Source organism: Citromicrobium bathyomarinum, assembly GCF_038594485.1.
GTDB lineage: Bacteria > Pseudomonadota > Alphaproteobacteria > Sphingomonadales > Sphingomonadaceae > Alteriqipengyuania > Alteriqipengyuania bathyomarina_A.
This window is the reverse complement of the sequence record NZ_JBCFZG010000004.1, coordinates 899,460-922,888: the sequence shown is the minus strand read 5'-3', so window position 1 is coordinate 922,888 and position 23,429 is coordinate 899,460. Positions and strand designations below refer to the sequence as shown.

The window sequence follows — 23,429 nt, the reverse complement described above, 5'->3', positions numbered from 1 at the left end:
ATGAGTAGCCAACCTTCCGAGACCAAAGCCGCGCGCGTCACCTCGTTCGACGTGGCGGAGCGCGCCGGCGTCAACCAGTCCACCGTTTCCCGCGCGCTGGCGGGTTCCCCGCAGGTCACGCCCGCGACCCGTGAGCGGGTGCTGGCGGTCGCGCGAGAGCTTGGCTACACCGTCGACCAGCGCGCGTCGGGCCTGCGAACCGGGCGGACCGATACCGTTGCCGTGGTCATCCTCCAGGGTCCTGAAGACAAGGCGCCTTCGGGCAATCCCTTCTACTTCGAACTGTTGGGAAGCATCTGCGAAGCGGCTTCGGCGCGAGGACTGGAAACGCTCGTCTCGCTCCAGTCCGAGGAAGGCCGGCTTTCCGGCGACTACGTCAAGCGAGGCCAGGCAGACGGTACCATCGTCATCGGATCGGCACGCCATTCGTCCGCGTGGACCTATTTCCAGCAATTGCAGCGCAGCACCGGCAATCTGGCATTCTGGGGCTCGCCATTCGACGATGCACGCTGGGTACGTTCGGACAACCATGGCGGGGGCCGGATCGCCACCAGCCACCTGCTCGATCGCGGCTATCGCAAGATCGCATTTGTCGGGCCGCTGGGGACAGGCCCGGGGCAGTTCGCAGAGCGTTTTTCCGGATATCGCGACGCTCTGGCCGAACGCGGCGCGCAGCCGATCGAGGCAAGCTCATATCCCGATGGCGACCGCAAATCCCAAGGTTACCACGCCGCACGCGACATGATCGAGCGCGATGGCTCGATCGACGCGTTCTTCGCCGCCAGCGACCGGCTGGCCTTCGGGGTACTCGACTACCTGAAGGAGATCGGGCGGGACGTGCCGGAAGACGTGGGCATCGTCGGCTTCGACGGGATGTCGGCCGGGACGATCAGCAGCCCGCCCCTGACCACTGTCGCGCCCGATCTTGCAAAGGCGGCCGAAGCCCTGCTGCGAATGGCCATCGATGGGGAAGCAAGCGTCACACAGCGCGTGAAAGTCAGGCTGATCGAACGCGCGAGCGTGCGCCCGACCTGATCTTCGCGCTCGCTATCCTGAGCGCGGATCAGCCCTGAGCCGCGTTCCCGTCCGAAAATTCGAACTGCGGCAAACGATTCACCGCTTCGCGCAGCGACAGGCTCCATTGTTCGGATATCCGCCGGAAATACGGGTCGTTTTCGGCAATCCGCTGGCTGTGGCCAATCCGGCACGCGTCGCGCTCCTGAACGGCGAGGTCCAGCGGCAGGTCGACAGCCAGGTTCGATCTGATGGTGGAATCGAACGAAACCATCAGCAGCCGGACAGCGTCTTCGAACGGCATGGCCGGATCGTAGGTCCGCACGATGATCGGCCGACCGTACTTGGTCTCGCCGATCTGGAAAAAGGGCGAATCATCGCCCGCCTCGATGAAATTGCCTTCCGGATAGATCAGGAACAGGCGCGGTTCGCTGCCTGCGATCTGGCCGCCAACGATCAGGCTGGCGGAAAAGGGCGAGGCAGCGGCCTGCTGTTTCTCGCCTTTGAGATTGGCGATCACTTCGCGCAGCGTGTTGCCGATGATGGTGGCGACCTGGAACATCGAAGGGGCCGAAAGGATCGAAGGGTCGCGTTCCGAAGGGGCCTTCGTCCTCTCGTCCAGCAAGCTGACGACCGACTGCGTGGTGGCGAGATTGCCTGCGGAAAGCAGGGTGATCGCCCTCTCTCCGGCGTTTTCCCAGTGGCGCATTTTACGCACCTGCGACACGTCGTCGACGCCGGCATTGGTGCGCGTATCGGACATGAAGATCAGACCGCGATCCAATCGCATGCCCACGCAATAAGTCATCTCTAGGTCTTCTCTTTACAGCGTTTCGACCTGACTATTGCTCGACCCGCAAGCTGACAAGCACGCCCTCGTCGCTTCCCCCCATCCGCATTCCGTTGATCGGGGCGGCCTCGCGAAAATCGATGCCGGTCGCGACTCTGATATAGCGCTCGTCGGGCGAATAACCGTTCGAGACGTCGAAACCGACCCACCCGAGCCCGTCGAAGAAGGCCTCCGCCCAGGCGTGGCTGGCGTCCTGTTCGACCCGGTCGTTCATCATCAGGTAGCCCGAGACATAGCGCGCAGGCAGGCCGAGCAGGCGGGCTGCCGAACAGAAGATATGCGCGTGATCCTGGCACACGCCGCGGCCACCTCGCAGCGCCTCTTCGGCGGTGGTGCCGGAGTGGGTGTTGCCACCTTCGTAACCGACCGTGTCGAGGATCGCGGCGGACAGATCGTGCCCCAAGCTGACGCTTGTTTTATCCGCATCGTCGAACCTGCTGGCGAGCTTTCGTATACCCTCGCCTGCCTTCGTAAGTGGGGAAGATCGCTTGAAGTGCCACAGCGGCAGGAAGCCCTGGTGTTCCCCGACAACGCCGTCGCTCGACGTATTCTCGACCAGGCCGACGCAGCGGATCGACGTTTCGGTTCGTCCGGGCTCGATCCCGATCAGATCGACGATATTGCGGTTGTGGTCTTCGTAGCGAAGTTCGCTGGCGCCGCCTTCGATTGTGACGGTCCAGTCGAGCACCTTCTGCCCCCGGGCGTCCTTCGGGCGCAGGCGCGTCTGCTGGAGCCCGTAGGCAACCGGCGCATCGTAGCAATAGCGCGTCTCGTGCTCGACCCGCAGCTTCATGATGCGACTCCGAAGGAATAGTCGCTGGCGATCTGGCTGGCGAGGCGGCCGTTGGCCTTCAGAAAACCGTCGATATATTCGTGCAGGCCATCGTCGAAGATCGAGTCCATCGACCGGCCCAGGTAGTCGAGATGGATACGGTCCGCCAATCCGCACGCCTCCGTACGACTGTCATAGTTCTTCGACAGATAGCCCAAGTTGTCGCAGATCTTGTTGTAGCAGAACGCAAGGCTGCGCGGCATCTGTTCGTGAAGGATCAGGAATTGCGCGATGTCGCGCGGGTTGACCGTGGCGCCGTGGAGCCACTGGTAGCTGCGCAGCGCGGAGACAGAGCGCAGGATCGTCTCCCACTGTTTTATGTCGAGCGTGGAGCCGACCTGGCTGATGGACGGCAGCAGCAGGTAGTATTTCACGTCGAGAATGCGCGCGGTGTTGTCCGCGCGTTCGATGAAGGTGCCCAGCCGGACGAAATTGAACCCGTCGTTGCGCAGCATGGTGCCGGTGGTCGCACCGCGTACCAGCGCGTTTTGCTGCCGGATCGTTGTCAAGGTGTCGGGCAAGTCGGCTTCGGGGATGGTCCCGCGCAGCAACTTGTCCAGCGTCATCCAGCTCTCGTTGGTGGCCTCCCACACTTCGCTGGTCAGTCCGATCCGCACGCCGCGGGCGTTGTCGCGGGCGGATTTGACCATCGAGATGATGCTGGAGGGATTGTCCCGATCGCTGAGCAGGAATTCGATCACCTTGGACGAGTTCGGTTCGCCGTGCCGCGCCTTGAACGCATCGAGCTGCCCGACGGTGGTCAGCACCGATTCCCATTCCGAACGCGAGGAACCCGCGCGGGTGAGTGCGATGCGGAACCCTGCATCGAGCAGGCGCGCAGTCGCTTCTGCCCGTTCGAGGTAGCGGAACATCCAGAACAGGCCCGATGCGGTCTTACCGAGCATGGCGGACCTCCGATATCGTGGAGCGTTCAGTCATCGAGCACCCAGGTATCTTTCGTGCCGCCGCCCTGGCTCGAATTCACCACCAGCGACCCTTCGTTCATCGCCACGCGGGTAAGCCCGCCGGGCACGATGTCGATCGAATTTGGCGACATCAGCACGAAGGGACGGAAATCAACGTGGCGCGGGGCGAGGCCCTGCCCGGTGAAGATCGGCACGGTCGACAGCGCCAGCGTGGGCTGCGCGATGTAACCTTCCGGGTTCTCCTTCAGCTTGGCGCGGAATTCCTCGATCTCGGCCTTGCTGGCGGTCGGGCCGATCAACATGCCATAACCGCCCGATCCGTGGACTTCCTTGACCACCAGCTCGTCGAGCTTGTCCAGAACTTCGGCCAGGTGGTCGGGATCCGAACAGCGCCAGGTGGGCACGTTCTGCAGCAGCGGGCGCTCGCCGGTGTAGAATTCGACGATGTCGGGCATGTAGCTGTATAGCGCCTTGTCGTCGGCGATACCGGTTCCCGGCGCGTTGGCGATGGTCACGCCGCCCGCGCGATAGACGTCGAAAATGCCGGGTACACCCAGCATCGATTCCGGATTGAAATTGAGTGGGTCGAGATATTCGTCGTCGATGCGGCGATAGATCACATCCACCGGTTTGTAGCCTTGCGTAGTCCGCATCGCGACACGGCCGTCGACCACGCGCAAGTCGGAACCTTCGATCAGCTCTGCACCCATCTGATCGGCGAGGAAGCTGTGTTCGAAGTAGGCTGAATTGAACGTCCCCGGCGTCAGCACCGCGACGGTCGGCCTGTCGAGGCAAGCGGCGGGCGCGCAGGCAGCCAGCGAGCGGCGAAGCCAGCTGGGGTAATCGCTGACCTCGCGGATCGGGATGTCGGCAAACAGCTCCGGAAACATCTGGAGCATGATTTCCCGGTTTTCGAGCATGTAGGACACGCCCGAGGGTGTCCGTGCGTTGTCTTCGAGCACGTAGAACTCTTCGGGCCCGGTACGCACGATGTCGGTCCCGATGATGTGCGTGTAGATCCCACCGGGCGGGTCGAAGCCCATCATCTTGGGCAGGAAGGCCGCATTATTTGCAATCAGGCTTTCGGGCACGCGGCCTGCGCGCAGTATCTCCTGCCGGTGGTAGATATCGTGAAGGAAGGCATTGATCGCGCGGACGCGTTGTTCGATGCCCTTTGAAAGCTTGCGCCACTCGTTTCCAGAGAGGACGCGCGGAACGACGTCGAAGGGGATCAGCCGCTCGTCGGCTGCTTCCTCGCCATAGACGTTGAAAGTAATGCCGATCTTGCGGAAGAAATTCTCCGCCTGTTCGGATTTGCGCAGAACGCGATTGTCCGGTTGCGATTCGAGCCATTTGTGAAATGCCTGATAGGCCGGTCGGACTTCACCCGACTTGCCTCCATCTTGCCCAAGCATCTCGTCGAAGCTCAATTCGGTCCCCGGCTTTCCCTATTCGTGCGTGCGTCGCGATTTTGCAGCGCAGCATTAGTCACCCAACAGCCAAGCCCCGTCAATTGTTCCGTTACGCGAATTGTTCACCTTCAGGATTTGACCCTCCCCTCGATCAGACGATCGACCAGAGAGGGGTCGGCTAGCGTCGAGGTATCCCCCAGCGAGCCATAGTCGTTCTCCGCGATTTTGCGCAGGATGCGGCGCATGATCTTGCCACTGCGCGTCTTGGGCAGGCCGTCGGTGAAGTGAATCCGGTCCGGCGTCGCGACCGGCCCGATTTCCTTGCGCACCCATTGGCGCAGCTCTGCGGCCAGATCGTCCGATCCTTCGTCGCCTGCGTTCAGGGTGACGTAGCAATAGATGCCCTGCCCCTTGATATCGTGCGGGAAGCCCACGACTGCCGCTTCGGAGACGTGCGGGTGCAGGACCAGCGCACTCTCCACCTCCGCAGTACCCATGCGATGGCCCGATACGTTGATGACATCGTCCACACGCCCGGTGATGCGGTAATACCCGTGCTCGTCGCGCTGGCACCCGTCCCCGGTGAAGTACTTGCCCGTGTAGGTGCTGAAATAGGTCTGCACGAAGCGGTCATGGTCACCGTAAACGGTGCGTGCCTGCCCCGGCCAGCTGGCGGTCAGGCACAGATTGCCCTCTGCCGCCCCGTCCAGAACCTGCCCCTCGTTGTCGACCAGCTGTGGCTGAACGCCGAAGAACGGCAGGCCCGCGCTGCCCGGCTTCATCGCGTGTGCGTAAGGCAGCGTGGTCAGCATCACGCCGCCGGTTTCGGTCTGCCACCAGGTATCGATCACCGGCACGCGGCCCTCGCCCGGCACGTCGCGATACCAGCGCCATGCCTCGGGATTGATGGGTTCGCCGACGCTGCCGAGCAGGCGGAGCGACGATCGATCATGCGCAGTTACGAAACTGTCGCCTTCCCGCATGAGCGCGCGGATCGCGGTCGGCGCAGTGTAGAAGATGCTGACCTTGTGCCTGGCGATGGTCGCCCAGAATCGCCCGTGATCGGGATAATTGGGCACGCCCTCGAAGATCACCTGCGTCGCACCGTTCAGGAGCGGGCCGTAGGTGACGTAGCTGTGACCGGTGATCCATCCGATATCTGCCGAACACCAGAACACATCGTCGGGCTGGTGGTCGAACACGTAGTGGAACGTCGTCGCAGTCCACACTCCATAGCCGCCCGTCGTATGGAGGACGCCCTTCGGTTTCCCGGTCGATCCCGAGGTGTAGAGGATGAACAGGGGATCCTCCGCGTTCATCGGCTCGCACGGGCAATCCTCATCCGATGCCAGGTCGGCGTACCAGTGGTCCCGCCCTTCCTTCATCGTAATGTCGGCACCGGTGTGCTTGATCACCAGCACGCCTTTCACCTGCGTATCGTGTTCGTCGAGCGCGGCATCGACATTGGCATTGAGCGCGATCGGCTTTCCGCCGCGCAGCCCCTCGTCGGCGGTGATCACGAAATGGCTGTCGCAATCGATGATCCGGCCTGCAAGCGCTTCGGGCGAGAAGCCGCCGAACACCACCGAATGCACCGCGCCCAGTCGCGCGCAGGCGAGCATCGCGACCACGCCTTCGACCACCATCGGCATGTAGAGCGTCACCCGCGCGCCCTTGGTGACCCCCATCGCCTTGAGCGCATTGGCCATGCGGATCACTTCGACGTGGAGATCGGCGAAGGTCAGCGTGCGGACCGCGCCATCGGGATCGTCGGGCTCGAATATCAGGGCCGTCTTGTCCGCCTTGTCCGCAAGATGCCGGTCGACCGCATTGTGGCACAGGTTGAGCGTTCCATCGGCGAACCACTTGATCTCGACCGGATCGAAGGACCACTCGCCGCCGATCGTGGGCGGATCGATCCAGTCGAGCCGCTTCGCCTGCTCAAGCCAGAAACCGTCCGGGTCGGACAGCGAGCGGACATAGTCGGCCCGATACTGCGCGGCGGTGCAATTGGTCTTGGCGGTCTGCGGTGGCTCGATGAATTCGCTCACGACGGCAAGTCTCCCAAACGTGTTTCGCACTCCGCTATCCCATCGCCGTCGATTTGGCGACCGCCTTGGCTTTCAAGTGCTCCGAGGGCGATCACCAGACCCTGACGAACGGGCCAGTCAGTTCGATAAACGACATGGTCGCGCCCTTGCGTTGCCTCGACATGGCCAATAGCCAGTAACACTGTAACATCGGCGCGAGTCGCGTGATGTGCGAAAATCCAGGGGAATCAGATGCGTAATAAGGTGTTTTTCATCGCGGCCCTCATGGCCGGCGTCGCGGCCCAGCCGCTCAGTGCCAAGGAAGGGATGTTCACCCCCGACCAGTTGCCAGAGATTGCCGCAGACCTGAAGGCAACCGGCCTCGAGATCGATCCCGAGACGCTTGCCGATCTAACAGGCTTCCCGATGGGCGCAGTCGTCAGCCTGGGCGGATGCTCGGCCAGCTTCGTTTCGCCGCAGGGTCTGGTCGTGACCAACCACCACTGCGCGCGCGGATCGGTGCAGTACAATTCGACCGCCGAGAACAACTACCTCGAGAACGGCTTCCTCGCGAAGACCATGGGCGAGGAACTGCCCGCCGCTCCGGGTTCGCGCATCTACGTCACCACCGAACTCACCGATGTGACCGCCCGCATGCGCGCCGGGCTCGACTCGATGGAGCCGAACGCGCGCTACGACGCGATCGAACAGCGGATGAAGGACATCGTCGCCGAGTGCGAAGAAGAAGCCGGCTATCGCTGCCGGGTCTCGTCCTTCTACGGCGGCGATCAGTACAAGCTGGTCAAGCAACTTGAAATTCGCGACGTGCGCCTCGCCTACGCTCCGGCGGACAGCATCGGGAAGTACGGCGGCGACGTCGACAACTGGATGTGGCCGCGCCACACTGGCGATTTCAGCTTCTACCGCGCCTACGTGGCACCGGACGGCTCGCCCGCAGACTATTCGGAAGAGAACGTGCCCTACAAACCAGAGCACGTGCTCAAGGTGAGCGCGGGCGGCCTCGAGGAAGGCGACTTCGTGATGGCGGCCGGCTATCCCGGCTCGACCCAGCGCTACGCCCGGTTGGCCGAAGTCGAAAACACCTTCGACTGGAACTATCCGACCTACGTCACCCTGATCAACGAATGGATCGATACGATCGAGCAGACCGCGCCCGATGGCTCGGACGCTCGGGTGAAGTACGAAGCCACCCTCGCGGGTCTCAACAACTACGAAAAGAACCTGCGCGGCCAGATCGAAGGTGCCCGCCGGGTCGGCCTGGTCGATCGCCGTCGCGAGCGTGAGCAGGAGCTCGACGCATGGATCGCGGCAGATCCTACTCGCGCGAACTACGGCAAGGCGATCGCGCAGCTCGACGCGCTGACCGAGGAACAGGCCGCAGCGACGCGCAGCAGTTTCTGGTACGGTTTCGCCACCCGATCGCAGCTTCTTGGCGTTGCGGAGCGGCTCTATCGCCTGTCGATCGAGCGCCAGAAGCCCGATGCCGAGCGCAAGCCCGGCTATCAGGAGCGCGACATGGGCTTCTTCAAGCAGGGTATGCAGGCGCTCGACCGCCGTTTCGATCCGAGCGTCGATAAGGCCGTGTGGATGCTGTTCCTGAACAAATATCTCGACCAGCCGAAGGACGAGCGGGTTGCCGTTCTCGACAATGCGCTGGGCCTGACCTCGGGCATCGACATGGATGCCGTGTCCAGCAAGCTGGCAGGATACTACGACGCGACCTCGCTCGACGAGGCGGCAACGCGCATGGCGCTGATGGACGCAAGCCCGGAAGATTTCCGTTCGAGCACGGATCCTTTCATCAAACTCGCGGTCGCGCTGTACGACTACAACGACCAGCTGGAGACCGAAGCCGAAGCCCGCGCGGGCCGCGAGCTGGTGCTGCGCCCCGGGTACATGGATGCCATCGTCGACTGGCAGCGGAGCCAGGGCAAGGTCACCTATCCCGACGCCAACAGCACGCTGCGCGTGACCTACGGCACCGTGATGGGCGGCTCGCCGCAGGACGGGTTGATCTACACCCCCTTCACCACGCTGGAAGGCATCACCGCGAAGGACACGGGCGAGGCACCGTTCAACGCGCCGGAGAAGGAACTGCAGGAAATCAGCGACAAGGACTACGGCCGTTACGAACTCGACAGCATCGGTTCGGTCCCGGTCAACTTCCTGACCGATCTGGATTCGACCGGCGGCAACTCGGGCTCGGCGACGCTCAATTCGCGGGCCGAACTGGTCGGCCTGCTGTTCGACGGGACGTTCGAAAGCGTCAATTCGGACTGGGATTTCGACCCGCGCACCACCCGCACGATCCACGTCGACACCCGCTACATGCTGTGGGTGATGGACAAGGTCGACGGGGCGGACAACCTCATCGCGGAAATGGATATCGTCGACTAGGCGAGTCCTCTGCAACGGAAATGGAAGAGGGGCGGCCCGCGGTCGCCCCTTTTTTTGCGGCCCGGCGACATCGGCCTGCATGCTTCCCCCGGTGCCATTTTCAATCTTTGTTAGCGATGAATGGCTAGCATCGCCGACATGAGGATAGACGAGAGGCTAGCAGCCGCCTCGCACGATCGACCCGAAGGGCGATTGGGTGCCAGAAGCGGCGTTCTGCCATGGCTTATGCGGTGGAGCCATGGGACGCCGCAGGAGGTGCGCCCCTTTATGTGCGGTGCCCTGCTCTCATCTCCGAGCGCAATCGTGCTGGGGGCGATCAACGGTCTGTTCGTCGCCGGACTGGCCCATCTCGCGATCGGCGGCATAGCCTTTCTGCTCATCATGCTCGCCGAAGTCATCGTGCTCTTCATACGGCTTGCCAGCCTTCGACAGGTCAGATCGGTGCGTGCGAGAGGCGAGGTGCCGCAGATCGACACGCCTATCAGTCTTTCGATCCTGTGGTGCAGCCTGCAGGGGCTGCTCTTCTTCTTCGCCATGCGCACGGGCAATACCGCGATCATGGTGATCACCGCCGCTCATTGCATGGGGCTGGTCGGGCCGCTGTGTGCGCGCAACTATGCCGCCCCACGGCTGGCGCTGCTGCTGGTCGGGCTTTGCGTTCTGCCGTTTGTCCTGGGCGCGGCCAGCACCGGGGAGCCGCTGATGCTCGCGCTGATCGCGCTGCTGCCCGGCTTCGTGTTAGGCGTCCTGCAATTGATGGGTCACTACCGGGGGGCTATGCTGGCTGCCCTGAGCGCGGAATTGAGCAATGCCGAACGCGCGCGCCGCGATCCGCTGACAGGCCTGCTCAACCGGCACGGACTGGAAGGGGTCATCCAGAGCGTCTCGCGCAATCAGGTTTTCTCAATCGTTTGCCTGGATCTCGATCGCTTCAAGCCGATCAACGACCGCTTCGGACATGCAGCAGGCGATCAACTGCTGTGCGAGGTCACGAACCGGATGAAGGCCGCCTTGACGGAAGGGCAAGTGCTGGCACGGATCGGTGGAGATGAATTCCTCGCCTTGCTTCCCGGCCTGGGACCCGAGGAAACGCAAACGACGATCGGCGCGATGATTGCCGGGGTGTCCGGCCCGCCTTACGCCGTCGACGGGGAAAGCCTGGTGCATATCGGAGTTACCGCAGGCTTCGCCTGCTTCCCCGAAGACGGGTGTGGATTTACCGAACTGCACGTCATGGCCGACCGTGCGCTCTACGCAGCCAAGAAGGCCGGCAAAGGCTTCGGCGCGCGCTATGAGGCGTCGATCGCCGCCTAAGGCATCTGAACACGACAGCTGTTGCGCCAAGCGCAACACAAGATACCGAACCGACGCTGGAAGAACAGCGCGCTTTTCTTTACATCGCACCCATGTTCGACGGCACCGACGCAATCCTGCTCGCCCGCATCCAGTTCGCCTTCACGGTGAGCTTCCACTTCATCTTCCCGGCCTTTTCGATCGGGCTTGCGAGCTACCTCGCCGTGCTGGAAGGGTTGTGGCTCAAGACAGGCAAGCCGGTCTACATGGACCTGTTCAAGTACTGGCTGAAGATCTTTGCGATCGCCTTCGCGATGGGCGTCGTCTCCGGGATCGTGATGTCCTATCAGTTCGGCACCAACTGGGCGGTCTTTTCCGATGTAGCCGGCCCCGTGATCGGTCCGCTGATGGCTTACGAAGTGCTGACCGCATTCTTCCTCGAGGCCGGTTTCCTCGGCGTGATGCTTTTCGGGATGAATCGCGTGGGCAGGAAGCTGCACTTCGCTGCCACTCTGATGGTGGCAGTCGGTACTTTCATCAGCGCCTTCTGGATTCTCTCGGTCAACAGCTGGATGCAAACGCCGGTCGGCTACGAGATCGGCGCCAACGGGCAATACCTGCCTGGCGACAGCTGGGTGACGATCATCTTCAACCCCAGCTTCCCTTATCGGCTGGTCCACACGGTGCTCGCCGCCTATCTGACCACCGCCTTCGTCGTCGGCGGCGTGGGTGCGTGGCACCTGCTGAAGGACCGCACCAATCAGCACGCACGCAAGATGTTCTCGATGGCGATGTGGATGGCCGCGCTGGTCGTGCCGGTGCAGATTTTCGCGGGCGACGCGCACGGGCTCAACACGCTGGAGCACCAGCCGCAGAAGGTGATGGCGATGGAAGGCCATTACCAGAGCCACCCCGACGGCGCGCCGCTGATCCTGTTCGGCATTCCCGACAGCAAGGAGCGCGAGGTTAAATACGCGGTCGAGATTCCCAAGGCATCGAGCCTGATCCTGAAGCACGATCTCAACGCCCCGCTCGACGGGCTCGACACTATCCCCCTCGACGAACAGCCGCCCGTCGGGATCGTCTTCTGGTCGTTCCGCATCATGGTCGGCCTTGGTTTCGCGATGCTCGGCGTCGGGTTGTGGAGCCTGATCGCGCGCTGGCGGGGCAAGCTGTACGATTGGCAGTGGCTCCACCGGGCCGCGCTCGTGATGGGGCCCGCAGGCTTCGTTGCGGTGATCGCCGGCTGGATCACCACTGAAGTCGGGCGCCAACCCTACGTGATCTATAACCTGCTCCGCACCGCCGATGCGGCCAGCCCGCTCGACGCACCGGCTGTCGGTGCCTCGCTCATCGCATTTGTGCTCGTGTACTTCGCGGTGTTCGGCACTGGTACGTGGTATATCCTGCGCCTGATGCGCAGCGCGCCCCGCGCGCTCGAAACCGGGGTCAAGCGCGGCGACACCGGCCCGATCCGCACGGCCGGCATCACCCCGGGGCCGACGCAGAATCCGACCGACTTCAGCGCCGACTCGATCTCCTCGATCCGCTACATCGAGCCGCATCGCGAGGAGACGGACAAATGAGCGTCAGCGCAGACCTGACTACGATCTGGGCGTTCATCATCGCCTTCGCGATCTTCGCCTATGTGGTGATGGATGGCTTCGATCTCGGCATCGGCATCCTGTTTCCGACCTTCAAGGTCGGGCGAGAGCGGGATCGGGCGATGAACTCCATCGCGCCGGTGTGGGATGGGAACGAGACCTGGCTGGTGCTGGGCGGTGGCGGCCTGTTCGCAGCCTTCCCCCTTGCCTACGCGGTGATCCTGCCCGCGACCTACCCGCTGATCATCGCGATGCTGCTGGGCCTCGTCTTTCGGGGTGTGGCGTTCGAATTCAGGTGGCGCGATCCCTCGCACCGAAAGCTGTGGGACTTTGCCTTCACGGCAGGGTCGATCATCGCGGCACTGGCGCAGGGAATGGTGCTGGGCGCACTCTTGCAGGGCATCGAAGTCACCGACCGCGCCTATTCGGGAAGCTGGTGGGACTGGCTGACGCCCTACACCCTGCTGACCGGGGTGGGGACGGTTGCCGGTTATGCCCTCCTGGGGGCCGCGTGGCTGGTCTGGAAGCTTGAGGGCGACGGGCAGGCGCATGCGCGCAAGCTGGGCAAGATCGCTGCTTTGGCAACGATTGCGCTGATGGCGGCGGTAAGCCTGTACAATCTGGTCCTGCGCCCCGAATATGCCGATCACTGGCTGAGCACGCCAGTACTCTACTGGGTCGCCCCAATCCCGATCGCCACCCTGATCGTAGCCGGTTTCCTGTGGCACGCGCTGTCACGCGATCGGCATTCGAAGCCCTTCTGGCTCTCCCTCGGGCTGTTCCTGCTCGGCATGGCGGGCGTAGGGGTCACCATCTGGCCCTACGTCGTGCCGCCCGGCCTCACGATCTGGGATGCCGCCGCGCCGGAACGCAGCCAGGTCTTCATGCTGGTCGGCGTTGCAATCACGATGCCGCTCATCATCGCCTACACCGTGTGGGCCTACTGGGTGTTCCGCGGCAAGGTGGGCGACGAAGGGTACCACTGATGCGCTACGACGATGCCGGGAAAGCCGCCGACGAAGCCCCATTATGGCAGCGGGTCGGCTGGATGGTGGCTATCTGGGCGGCGAGCGTCACGGTGCTCGGCGCGGTCGCATTCTTGCTCAGGTGGTGGCTGGCGCCCTGAGCCCGCAACCGGGCGCGATAGTCAGAAGAACTTGCGTCTAACCAGCATGGCGCCTGCCGCAAGCCCGAACAGGATGACGACCGGCGGGGCAGGCACCTTTACGGGCGCTGGGGCTTCGACCCGTGCCGAAACCTGCTCAATCTGCTGGGCTGGAGGAGCCTTCGCCGTCGGTGCGGGCGTGGCAATCGCCATCACCGCGATTCCTGCCAATCCGAACAGCATACCCTGATCCCCCCGTCAGCCTAACGATCCCACTCGCGCAAGGCTTGTGCGGCCCCCCAGCCACCCCGCCAAGTGTCAAACGGAGCGCGCCCGACACGGGCACGCCCCCAACCGCAATCAGGCGGTCTTGCGCCGCATCATCACGGCACCGGCAGCAAGGCCGAACAGGATCACCACCGGCGGCGCGGGGACGGGAGTCGAGCCGCCGCTCGAACTCGTCCGGTCGCCATGCGGATCGCTGTCTGGCGGGGTATTGTAGGCGGCAGCCGGGGTCGCGAGCGTCATGAACGCGATGCCTGCCAGTCCGAGAAACGTCCTCATGTCCCGTGCTCCTTATGACTCCGCAATCAACCTGCGCTTTTGAGCGCGCGTGTCGATGCGCCAAACGGGCACTGACCTGATTTGAAACGTTCGGAGCGCCAGTTATTCCGCAGCTTCGGCAGGAACATTCTCGTCCACCAGAGGGTGTTCGAGCTTGTCGAGCATGTCGCGCGGGCAAACCTGCCAGAAGTTCGCCAGCACATCCTCCCACTTGTCGAGCAGGCGGCGCGCATACGCGCTTCCGGTCATCTCGACATGCCTTTCGACCGCCGACCGCAGTTCGGCCCGCCAATGCTCGCTGGCCAGACGTTGCCACAGGATGGAGCCCGCATTGGCCATCTGCGGGAACCTGCCGCGTTCGTCGAAGATGAAGGCCATGCCGCCCGTCATCCCCGCGCCGAAATTGCCACCCACGGGGCCTAGAATCACCGCCATGCCACCGGTCATGTACTCGCAGCCATTGGCGCCGCAGCCTTCGATCACCGCTGTCGCGCCCGAGTTGCGCACCGCGAAGCGCTCGCCCGCCTTGCCCGCCGCGAACAGCGCGCCCGAGGTTGCTCCATACAGCGCGGTATTGCCGATGATGCCGTTTTCCTGGCTCTTGCGCGGCGCGTCGGCGGGCGGATGCACCGCAATCTCGCCGCCCGACAGTCCCTTGCCGACATAGTCGTTGGCGTCGCCCTCGATCGTCAGCCGGATGCCGCGCGCGAGAAACGCGCCAAGCGACTGGCCCGCATTGCCCTTCAGACGGATGTCCAGCGTCCCATCGGGCAGCCCCTCCGGCCCATGGCGGGTAACGACCTCGGACGAAAGCCGGGTGCCGACAGCGCGATGAACATTGCGCACCGGGAAGTGGAGCGTGGTCTGTGCCCCGTTTTCGATTGCGTTACGGGCATCATCAAGCATCTCGGCGTCGAGACTGTCGGGCACCGGATTACGATGCTGGCCGTCCTCCAGCCGATACACGCGCGATTCGTCCGTCTGAACCTTCTGCAGGATCGGATTGAGATCGAGATCGTCGAGATGCTCTGCCCCGCGGCTCACCTGCCGTAGCAGTTCGGTCCGCCCGATCACGTCTTCCAGCTTGGCCACGCCAAGCTTGGCGAGGATGCGACGAACATCCTCGGCCAGGAAATCCATCAGCTGGATGACCTTTTCGGGACTGCCACCGAACATTGCGCGCAGGCGCGGGTCCTGCGTGCAGACACCGACCGGGCAGGTGTTCGAATGGCACTGGCGCACCATGATGCAGCCCATCGCCACCAGGCTCATCGTACCGATACCGAACTCTTCGGCGCCAAGGATCGCACCGATCACGATTTCGCGACCGGTCTTCAGCCCGCCGTCGACGCGCAGCTTCACCTTGTGCCTGAGGCCGTTGAGCGCGAGCACTTGGTTGACTTCGGCCAGGCCCATTTCCCACGGCGTCCCGGCAAACTTGATGCTGGTCTGCGGGCTTGCGCCCGTCCCGCCGGTGTGGCCCGAGATCAGGATCGCGTCGGCATGCGCCTTCGCCACGCCCGCCGCGATCGTGCCGATTCCCGCCGCGCTGACCAGCTTCACACAGACCCGCGCGCGCGGGTTGATCTGCTTCAGGTCGTAAATCAGCTGCGCGAGGTCTTCGATCGAGTAGATATCGTGGTGCGGCGGGGGCGAGATCAGCGTCACGCCCGGCGTCGAGTGACGCAGCTTGGCGATCACCTCGTCCACCTTGAAGCCGGGCAGCTGCCCGCCTTCGCCCGGCTTTGCCCCTTGCGCGACCTTGATTTCGATCTCTTCGCAATTGTTGAGGTAGTGCGCGGTGACGCCGAAGCGCCCGCTCGCCACCTGCTTCACACCGCTATTGGCAAGGTCGCCGTTGGCGCGGGGGGTGAAGCGTTCGGCGGATTCGCCACCTTCGCCGGATACCGCCTTCGCGCCGATCCGGTTCATCGCAATCGCCAGCGTCTCGTGCGCCTCGGGCGAGAGGGCACCCAGGCTCATCCCCGGAGTGAGGAAGCGCGTGCGGATATCCTCGCCCGGCTCAACCCGATCGAGCGGGAGCGGCTCGGCAGCCTCGTCGATGCCGAGCAGATCGCGGAGGTAGATCGGTGGCTGGTTTTCGACCACGTCGACGAAGCGCCGCCATTGCTTCTCGCTGCCCGTGGCACACGCGGTCTGCAGCGAGTGCATCCCCTCCGCACCCCAGGCGTGCGTCTCCTCGCCCGCGCGCTGTCGATAGAAACCGCCGATCGGCAGCTCGGGATGCCGAAGGCCGAATGCCCTGCTGTGGCGATCCTGCGCGCTCAGATGAAGCGAGGCATAGCCTTCGCCCGAAATCTTGTTCGGCATTCCCGGGAACAGATCGTCGGTGATTGCCCTGCTGAGGCCGACCGCTTCGAAGTTGTAGCCGCCGCGATAGCTGGAGACGACCGAGACGCCCATCTTGGCCATGATTTTCAGCAAGCCGTCGGCCAGCGAGGTGCGGAAATTCTCGACCGCCTGCTCCAGCGGCATATCGCCGTAGAGCCCGCGCTCGTGGCGCGCGACCAGTGCCGCCTCCGCGAGGTACGGGTTCACCGTCGTCGCCCCCACACCGACCAGGACGGCCAGGGTGTGCGTATCGAGGCATTCGGCGGAGCGCACGTTGATCGAGGTAAAGGATCGCAGGCCCTTGCGCGTCAGGTGCGTGTGCACGGCCGCTGCGGCCAGGATCATCGGCACGCCCACTCGGTTCGGCCCGGTAGCCTCGTCGGTCAGGAATATCTCGGCCTGCTTGCCCTTGGCCATGGCTTCCGCCTCGGCCCGGATCCGCTCGATCGCGAGGCGCAGGTCGGCAGGCTCGCCGCCGGCCCTTAGCGTGCAATCGATCGTGCCGACCTTGTCGCCGAACCCGGCCCGCAGCCGGGCCCATTCGCGCGACGTCAGGATCGGGCTTTCGAGCACCAGAACATTATCGTTCTGGTCGTCTTCTTCCAGAATGTTGGCAAGGTTCGCGAAGCGCGTCCGCAGGCTCATCACGTGTCGTTCGCGCAGGCTATCGATCGGCGGGTTGGTGACCTGCGCGAAGTTCTGACGGAAGAACTGGCTGACGCTGCGCGGCTTGTCGCTGATCACCGCGAGCGGCGTATCGTCGCCCATCGACCCGATGGCTTCCTTGCCGTCGAGCGCCATCGCATCGAGGATCAGCTCCATATCCTCGTTCGTCATCCCTGCTGCGGTCAGACGACGGGTCAGATCGTCGGCAGCGAAGTGAGGATTGGCGGTTTCGGGCGTTTCCGGAAGATCGTCGATACCGCGGAATCCGGCCACCAGCGCACCGTAGTTGGCTTCGCGCGCGATTTCGGCCTTGAGTTCTTCGTCGCGCAGCAACTTGCCCGAATGAAGATCGATGGCGATCATCTGGCCTGGGCCGAGACGCCCCTTCTCGACCACGCGGTTCTCTTCCAGCGTGACCATTCCTGCTTCGGAGCCGACCACCAGCAGGCCATCGTCGGTCCGCGAAAAGGCGAGCGGGCGGAGCGCATTGCGATCGAGGCCGGCGACCGCCCAGCGGCCGTCGGTCATCGCGAGCGCGGCAGGCCCATCCCACGGCTCCATCACCGATGCCATGTACTGGTACATGGCGCGGGTTTCATCGGCCATGTCGGGCGATGCCTGCCATGCCTCGGGCACCAGCATCGACTTCGCAGTCGGCATCGCCTTGCCCGACCGCACCAGCAGTTCGATCGCCGCGTCGAGGCTGGCGGTGTCGGACGCACCGACCGGGATGACCGGCTTGATATCGTTGGCGGTGCCCGCAAAGGCGAGGCTCGCCATCTTGATCTCGTGCGTGCGCATCCAGTTGCGGTTGCCGCGGATCGTGTTGATCTCGCCGTTATGCGCCAGCGTGCGGAACGGCTGCGCCAGCCACCATTGCGGGAAGGTGTTGGTCGAATACCGCTGGTGGAGGATCGCCATCCGGCTGGTGACGAGTGGATCGCGCACATCGGGATAGAATGTCGCGAGGCTCTCCGCGAGGAACAGCCCCTTGTAGACGATCGAGCGCGCGGACAGCGAGCAGATGTAGAAATCGCGCAGCTGCGCCTCGACGATCCGCCGTTCGATCCGGCGACGCACGACGTAGAGCTGCTTTTCGAACTCGTCGCTCGATTGCTCGTGCGGCTCCGGCCCGGCGATCATTACCTGCTCGATCTCGGGTCGGGTCTGCTTCGCCTTACGCCCGATGACCGACGCGTCGACCGGCACCTGGCGCCAGCCGTAGACGAACAGACCGGCACGGATCAGTTCGGCCTCCACGATGGTGCGGCACGCGTCCTGCGCGACAAGGTCCGTACGTGGCAGGAAGATGACGCCGACCGCGAGGCGGCCGGGCCGGACCTCGTGACCGCTCGCGTTGATGGCACTGGTGAAGAATTCGACCGGCAGGTCGAGCAGCAGGCCCGCACCGTCGCCGGTCTTGCCGTCGGCGTCCACCGCACCGCGGTGCCAGATGGAGGACAGCGCCTCGATCGCGGCATCGACGACGCGACGCGTCGGTTTGCCCGATGTTTCGCCGATCAGGCCGACGCCGCATGCGTCGTGTTCGCTATCGGCGTGATACATCCCATCCCGCGCGAGGCGGAGGGCTTCGGATTGTTGCGGGGTCATGCTGCTGCAGTGCTCAATTTGCGTTGGTCGACAAGGTAGGCGTCGATTTTCTGTGCGACGTCGCGACCATCGCGCACGGCCCACACCACCAGGCTGGCACCGCGCGAAATGTCGCCACCGGCGAACACGCCGGGAAGCGTCGTCATCATGTCGTCGTCGCACTTGAGCGTGCCCCAATCGCTGACCGCGAGGCCTTCTTCGCCAAAGATCGCGGGCAGCGGCTCGGGCTCGAAGCCCAGCGCGAGGATCACGAGATCGGCATCGAGGGCAAAGCTGCTCGACGGGTCGACGACCGGACGGCGACGACCATCGGCATCGGGTTCGCCCAGTTCCATGCGGTTGGCCTGCACACGCTCGGCCTTCTCGCCGCCCTGGATTGATGCGGGGCCCGAAAGCCACAGGAACTCCACGCCTTCTTCTTCGGCGTGCGCGACCTCGGTGCGGCTGCCGGGCATATTCTCGCGGTCGCGGCGATAGAGGCACTTCACCGACTTCGCGCCCTGGCGGATCGCGGTGCGCACGCAGTCCATTGCGGTATCGCCGCCGCCGATCACCACCACGTCCCGATCCCTGGCGAACAGGCTGCCATCGGCGTGTTCGGCAACGTCGTCACCCAGCCCGCTGCGGTTCGAGGCGGTGAGGAAGTCGATCGCGCGCACGACGCCATCCTTGTCCGCACCGTCCACGGTCAGTTCGCGCGACTGGTACACGCCCGTTGCGACGAACACCGCATCGTGCCGTTCGCGCAGTTCGGACAAGGTCACGTCCTTGCCGACCTCGACCCCGCGATGGATGGTGATGCCACCTTCCTCGATCCGGGCAACACGGCGATCGACCACGCTCTTGTCGAGCTTGAAGTTGGGAATGCCGTAAATCAGCAGCCCGCCCGCGCGATCGTGCCGGTCGTAGATGTCGACCTCGTAGCCAGCGCGGCGCAGATACTCGGCGGCGGTCAGCCCGGCGGGCCCCGCGCCGATGACGCCAACCGACTGGCCGGTCGGCGTGCCGGGTTCGATCGGCCGAACCCAGCCGTTTTCCCACGCATTGTCACCGAGGTATTTCTCGACGCTGCCGATGGTGACGGCGCCGTGGCCGGAGAATTCGATCACGCAATTGCCCTCGCACAGCCGGTCCTGCGGGCAGATGCGGCCGCAGATTTCGGGCATGGTGGAGGTGCGGGCCGACAGGTCGTAGGCTTCCTGCAACCGCCCTTCGGCGGTCAGGCGCAGCCAGTCGGGAATGTGATTGTGCAGCGGGCAGTGCGACTGGCAATAGGGCACGCCGCATTGCGAGCAACGGCCCGCCTGCGCACGCGCGGCATCTTCTGCGAAAGGCGCGCCGATCTCCAGAAAGTCGGCCCGCCGCGTATCGGGGGACCGCTTTTCCGGATAGGCCTGCGCACGCTCGACAAACTTGTTGGTGGAATTGCGTTCTATCGGACTGGCCCAGCTGACATCGTGAAACTTGCAGATTCGGAAAGTCGCCGCACCTTCTGGCGCACGACTTTTACAGCATTGGCCAATGCGGGTGAAATTTTCAATGCTAAAATGTTGCGCGTGCGAAGGCGCGCCCATCCGTCGCGAGCCATTACGATCTGTCGAGGGTGGGGGGGTGGTGGACCCTGCTGGGCTCGAACCAGCGACCTCGATATTAAAAGTATCTTGCTCTACCAACTGAGCTAAGGGTCCAACCAGGGCGCGTCCCTACGGTTGCCACGCGGGCGGGTCAAGCGTGCCTGCAGATGTCGCAAGGTCATGCCGGTGCACGGGTCGCGCCAGGTGGGCGAAATCGCGCTTGCCGGACCGAGTACGAAGCCACGATCCCGGAAATGCGGGTGCGGTATGGTGAGCCCGCCCTCCTGCCATGCGCGCCCGCTCCACAGCACGATATCGAGATCGAGCACGCGGTCGCCCCAAGCCTGCCCGCGACGCCTGCCGAAGCTGCGCTCCTGTCGCTTCAGCTCGCGCAGGAGGTTCGGTGGAGGCAGATCGCTCTCCAGTTCCGCCGCCGCATTGGCGAAGCGGCGTTGTGCGGGGCCGATCGGTGCACTCTCGATCACCGGGCTGCGCTTGGTCACCGTGCCCAACGCGCTCAATTCCTCCATCGCCGCACGCACCACTTCGCGGGGGGCGCCATGCTCGCCGTGCCGCCGGTTCGAGCCGAGCGCGATGAGGTAGGTCTCGCTCAGGTCAGACGTCCTGCGCCAGACGACCGTACAGTTCGGGCCGACGGTCGCGGAAGAAGCCCATGCCCGCACGGTGCTTCGCGGCGGTATCGAGATCGAGCGTGCTGACCAGCACGCCATCCTCTTCGCGCCCGAATTCGACCAGCTTGTCGCCCCACTCGTTGGTGATGAAGGAGTGGCCGTAGAAGGTCTGGCCATCCTCGGTGCCGATGCGGTTGGCGGCGATCACCGGCATGCAGTTGGAGACGGAATGCCCCTGCATCGCGCGCTGCCACATGCGGCTGGTATCGAAGCTGGCGTCGTAAGGCTCGGAGCCGATCGCGGTGGGGTAGAACAGCAGTTCGGCCCCCATCAGCGCCATCGCGCGCGCGGCTTCGGGATACCACTGGTCCCAGCATACGCCGACGCCGATCCGCGTGGAGCCTCCATCTTTCAGGGGGACGTCCCACACCTTGAATCCGGTGTTGCCGGGGCGGAAGTAGTACTTTTCCTCGTAGCCCGGCCCGTCGGGGATGTGGCTCTTGCGGTAGACGCCCATGATCTCGCCTTGCGCGTCGATCATCGCGAGCGTGTTGTAATGGTGCGGGCCGTCCTTCTCGAAGAAGCTGGTCGGGATCGCCACGCCCAGTTTCTTCGCCAGCTTCGCCATCGCGCGCACGTTCGGGTGCTCGGCGGTCGGCGCGGCGCGGGCGAACAGCGCCTCGTCCTCCTGCTTGCAGAAATAGGGGCCGTCGAACAGCTCGGGCGGCAGGATCACCTGCGCGCCGCGAGACGCCGCTTCCTCGACCAGCGAGGAAACCGCCTCGATATTCTCAGCCTCGTCCGTGGCGCCCAGTTCCAGCTGGAGCGCCGCTACAGTGATTTCGCGCATGGGCCGCGATTACTTGGGCACCAGCGCGAAGTCCACCTGCACCGATACGCGGCTGGTCGTCTGGCCCGGCTGGATCACCCCGCCACCGGCTTCTTCCACCATCACCGCATCGCGTGACGTCTGCATCACGACCGGTGGAGGCGGAGGCGGCGCGCCAGGGATGTAGCGGTTGCCCTGCGCCCCGCCACCGTCGCGGATGGTCAGGACGCGGGCGATCTTCATGTCGGCGGCATCGGCATAGGCCTGCGCGCGCGCCTTGGCCGCCTTGAACGCTTCGCCATAGGCGGTGTTCGCGGCCTTCTCGCTATCGGAGATGCGCAGGTCCGGGCCGGAGAATACGTTCGCGCCCGCCTCGGTCGCGGCGGTCACCGCGTCGCCCGCCTTGTCGATCTGCCGCACGGTCACCGCGACGATGTTGTTCGCCTGGTACTGGCCCTTGCGATCGCCGTACTCGATCCGCTGGATGCCGACGGTGCGCGTCTGGATATCCTTCGCGGGAACGCCCGCCTCCTTCAGCGCGGCGACCACCTTCGCAATGTCCTTCGCGTTGGCATCGCTCGCCGCCTTGCCGGTCTTGCCGAAATTCTCGACCCCGACCTGGAAGAAGGCTTCGTCCGGGCGCACCTCGGATTCGCCCGTCGCGCTGACCGACAGTAGCGTCTCGTCATGATCGACCCCGCGCGGATCGTAGGGCTTGTCGCACGCAGTGAGCGCGAGCGGCGCGGCGATCAGGGGCAGGTACTTCAAATCCATGGCATATCCTCGATGAGATCATGTCTCATCCGGATCTGCCGCCGGCCACCTGAACCGTGTATGACAGGCCGATCAGCGCTTGCGGAACAGCAGCGTCATCCGGTCGCTCTCGCCGATGTCCTTCAGCTCGGGCTTCTTGTCGCCCCACACCGGCGGAAGCTGCCACACGCCGCCTTCGTGATCGGCGGTGTCGCTGGGATTGGCGTTCACGTCGCTCATCCCGACCAGCTCGAACCCGTGCGCCTCGACCAGCGCGATCACGTCTTCCTGCCGCAGATAGCCATTGGTGCCGAGCGTGTAGTCGGCGGGCGCATCATCTTTCGCGCGGTGCTGCACGATGCCGAGCATGCCGCCATCCTTCAGCATCGAACGGATCCGGGTCAATTCGGTATAGATGACGCCGGAGCGCAGGATGTTGTGCATCTCGCGGAAGATCAGCGCGCGATCGACGGTGCCTTTCATCGCTTCGGGCACATCCTGCGAAGCATAGATGCCGACCGGCGCGCCGCTGAGGTTCCAGTTGCCATTCGCCGCTTCGAACTTGCCCGGCAAGCCGCCGAAATACTCCGCGAAACCATCGGCATCCGCCGCAGCCGGATCGGGCGTAATGCCGATATAGCGACCCTCGCTGCCGAGGTACGGCACCAGGATGCGCGTATACCAGCCCGATGCGGGCATGTAGTCGACCACGGTCATACCGGGCTTCACGCCGAAGAAGTCGAGCGTTTCGAACGGGTGGCGCCACTGGTCGCGTGCGCCATCTTCACCGCGCACATCGGACGCGATCGCCGCTTTCAAGGCATGATGGTGCGCATGGCCCTCGCCCATCTCCGCGTCCATGTGATGGTCGGCAAGTGCGGGCGTCGCAAAGGCGAGGCTGGCGGAGGCAAGAAGGGCAAGGCGCATGGTGAATTCTCCCCGAGGTGATTTTGTCGGCACCCTA

The 23,429-nt window shown here is 64.2% G+C and carries 19 protein-coding genes and 1 tRNA gene; 6 read left to right on the top strand and 14 right to left on the bottom strand.

The features are described from left to right. The gene (locus AAG591_RS09950; RefSeq protein WP_342531063.1) at window positions 1-1,035 is read left to right on the top strand and encodes a LacI family DNA-binding transcriptional regulator; all 1,035 of its coding nucleotides are present in this window, start codon (window positions 1-3) and stop codon (window positions 1,033-1,035) included. A gap of 28 nt (window positions 1,036-1,063) precedes the next feature. Here AAG591_RS09950 and AAG591_RS09945 read toward each other — a convergent pair whose 3' ends face one another. The 5 genes from AAG591_RS09945 to acs all read right to left on the bottom strand — a co-directional run bounded on the left by AAG591_RS09945 (window position 1,064) and on the right by acs (window position 7,085). After that, window positions 1,064-1,822: a proteasome-type protease gene (locus AAG591_RS09945; RefSeq protein WP_342531062.1), complete on the bottom strand. Its 759-nt coding sequence runs from the start codon at window positions 1,820-1,822 to the stop codon at window positions 1,064-1,066. 34 nt (window positions 1,823-1,856) lie between these two features. Continuing rightward, window positions 1,857-2,657: a transglutaminase family protein gene (locus tag AAG591_RS09940; protein ID WP_342531061.1), complete on the bottom strand. Its 801-nt coding sequence runs from the start codon at window positions 2,655-2,657 to the stop codon at window positions 1,857-1,859. Next, window positions 2,654-3,601 carry an alpha-E domain-containing protein gene (locus AAG591_RS09935; protein WP_342531060.1) on the bottom strand — a complete coding sequence of 316 codons (948 nt, stop codon included), beginning with the start codon at window positions 3,599-3,601 and terminating at the stop codon, window positions 2,654-2,656. Before AAG591_RS09935 ends, AAG591_RS09940 begins: the two co-directional genes overlap by 4 nt. A gap of 26 nt (window positions 3,602-3,627) precedes the next feature. Continuing rightward, window positions 3,628-5,037, bottom strand: coding sequence for a circularly permuted type 2 ATP-grasp protein (locus tag AAG591_RS09930; protein WP_342531059.1), 1,410 nt, complete (start codon window positions 5,035-5,037; stop codon window positions 3,628-3,630). Window positions 5,038-5,162: 125 nt separating this feature from the next. Further along, window positions 5,163-7,085: an acetate--CoA ligase gene (acs, locus tag AAG591_RS09925; RefSeq protein WP_342531058.1), complete on the bottom strand. Its 1,923-nt coding sequence runs from the start codon at window positions 7,083-7,085 to the stop codon at window positions 5,163-5,165. A 231-nt stretch (window positions 7,086-7,316) separates the two neighbouring features. On the opposite strand from acs, the gene AAG591_RS09920 reads away from it, so the two are divergent. The 5 genes from AAG591_RS09920 to AAG591_RS09900 all read left to right on the top strand — a co-directional run bounded on the left by AAG591_RS09920 (window position 7,317) and on the right by AAG591_RS09900 (window position 13,505). Next, the gene (locus AAG591_RS09920) at window positions 7,317-9,482 is read left to right on the top strand and encodes a S46 family peptidase (protein WP_342531057.1); all 2,166 of its coding nucleotides are present in this window, start codon (window positions 7,317-7,319) and stop codon (window positions 9,480-9,482) included. Between the two features lie 303 nt (window positions 9,483-9,785). Beyond that, window positions 9,786-10,796, top strand: a complete 1,011-nt coding sequence (locus AAG591_RS09915) for a GGDEF domain-containing protein (RefSeq protein WP_342531056.1) — start codon at window positions 9,786-9,788, stop codon at window positions 10,794-10,796. A gap of 92 nt (window positions 10,797-10,888) precedes the next feature. Continuing rightward, window positions 10,889-12,361, top strand: a complete 1,473-nt coding sequence (locus tag AAG591_RS09910; protein ID WP_342531055.1) for a cytochrome ubiquinol oxidase subunit I — start codon at window positions 10,889-10,891, stop codon at window positions 12,359-12,361. Next, window positions 12,358-13,365, top strand: coding sequence for a cytochrome d ubiquinol oxidase subunit II (cydB, locus tag AAG591_RS09905; protein WP_342531054.1), 1,008 nt, complete (start codon window positions 12,358-12,360; stop codon window positions 13,363-13,365). Before AAG591_RS09910 ends, cydB begins: the two co-directional genes overlap by 4 nt. Then, a complete protein-coding gene (locus tag AAG591_RS09900) occupies window positions 13,365-13,505 on the top strand; it encodes a DUF2474 domain-containing protein (RefSeq protein WP_342531053.1) in 141 nt (46 codons plus the stop codon). Before cydB ends, AAG591_RS09900 begins: the two co-directional genes overlap by 1 nt. A 21-nt stretch (window positions 13,506-13,526) precedes the next feature. Here the strand turns inward: AAG591_RS09900 and AAG591_RS09895 are convergent, their stop codons facing one another. The 9 genes from AAG591_RS09895 to AAG591_RS09855 all read right to left on the bottom strand — a co-directional run bounded on the left by AAG591_RS09895 (window position 13,527) and on the right by AAG591_RS09855 (window position 23,392). Next, entirely contained in the window at window positions 13,527-13,727 is a 201-nt protein-coding gene (locus AAG591_RS09895; RefSeq protein ID WP_342531052.1) for a PEP-CTERM sorting domain-containing protein, read from the bottom strand. Between the two features lie 117 nt (window positions 13,728-13,844). Next, window positions 13,845-14,048: a PEP-CTERM sorting domain-containing protein gene (locus tag AAG591_RS09890; RefSeq protein ID WP_342531051.1), complete on the bottom strand. Its 204-nt coding sequence runs from the start codon at window positions 14,046-14,048 to the stop codon at window positions 13,845-13,847. 102 nt (window positions 14,049-14,150) lie between these two features. Next, entirely contained in the window at window positions 14,151-18,677 is a 4,527-nt protein-coding gene (gltB, locus tag AAG591_RS09885; protein ID WP_342531050.1) for a glutamate synthase large subunit, read from the bottom strand. Next, a complete protein-coding gene (locus tag AAG591_RS09880) occupies window positions 18,674-20,251 on the bottom strand; it encodes an NAD(P)-dependent oxidoreductase (RefSeq protein ID WP_342531049.1) in 1,578 nt (525 codons plus the stop codon). The genes gltB and AAG591_RS09880 overlap by 4 nt, the downstream gene beginning before the upstream one ends. A 38-nt stretch (window positions 20,252-20,289) precedes the next feature. After that, window positions 20,290-20,365: transfer RNA gene (locus AAG591_RS09875), tRNA-Lys, on the bottom strand. Further along, window positions 20,356-20,934, bottom strand: coding sequence for a 2-amino-4-hydroxy-6-hydroxymethyldihydropteridine diphosphokinase (folK, locus tag AAG591_RS09870; protein WP_425341647.1), 579 nt, complete (start codon window positions 20,932-20,934; stop codon window positions 20,356-20,358). Before folK ends, AAG591_RS09875 begins: the two co-directional genes overlap by 10 nt. Continuing rightward, window positions 20,867-21,733, bottom strand: a complete 867-nt coding sequence (aguB, locus tag AAG591_RS09865; protein WP_342531048.1) for an N-carbamoylputrescine amidase — start codon at window positions 21,731-21,733, stop codon at window positions 20,867-20,869. Before aguB ends, folK begins: the two co-directional genes overlap by 68 nt. 9 nt (window positions 21,734-21,742) lie before the next feature. Continuing rightward, window positions 21,743-22,486, bottom strand: a complete 744-nt coding sequence (locus AAG591_RS09860) for an SIMPL domain-containing protein (RefSeq protein ID WP_342531047.1) — start codon at window positions 22,484-22,486, stop codon at window positions 21,743-21,745. Window positions 22,487-22,558: 72 nt separating this feature from the next. Further along, the gene (locus AAG591_RS09855; RefSeq protein ID WP_342531046.1) at window positions 22,559-23,392 is read right to left on the bottom strand and encodes a class I SAM-dependent methyltransferase; all 834 of its coding nucleotides are present in this window, start codon (window positions 23,390-23,392) and stop codon (window positions 22,559-22,561) included. Window positions 23,393-23,429: the final 37 nt, after the last annotated feature.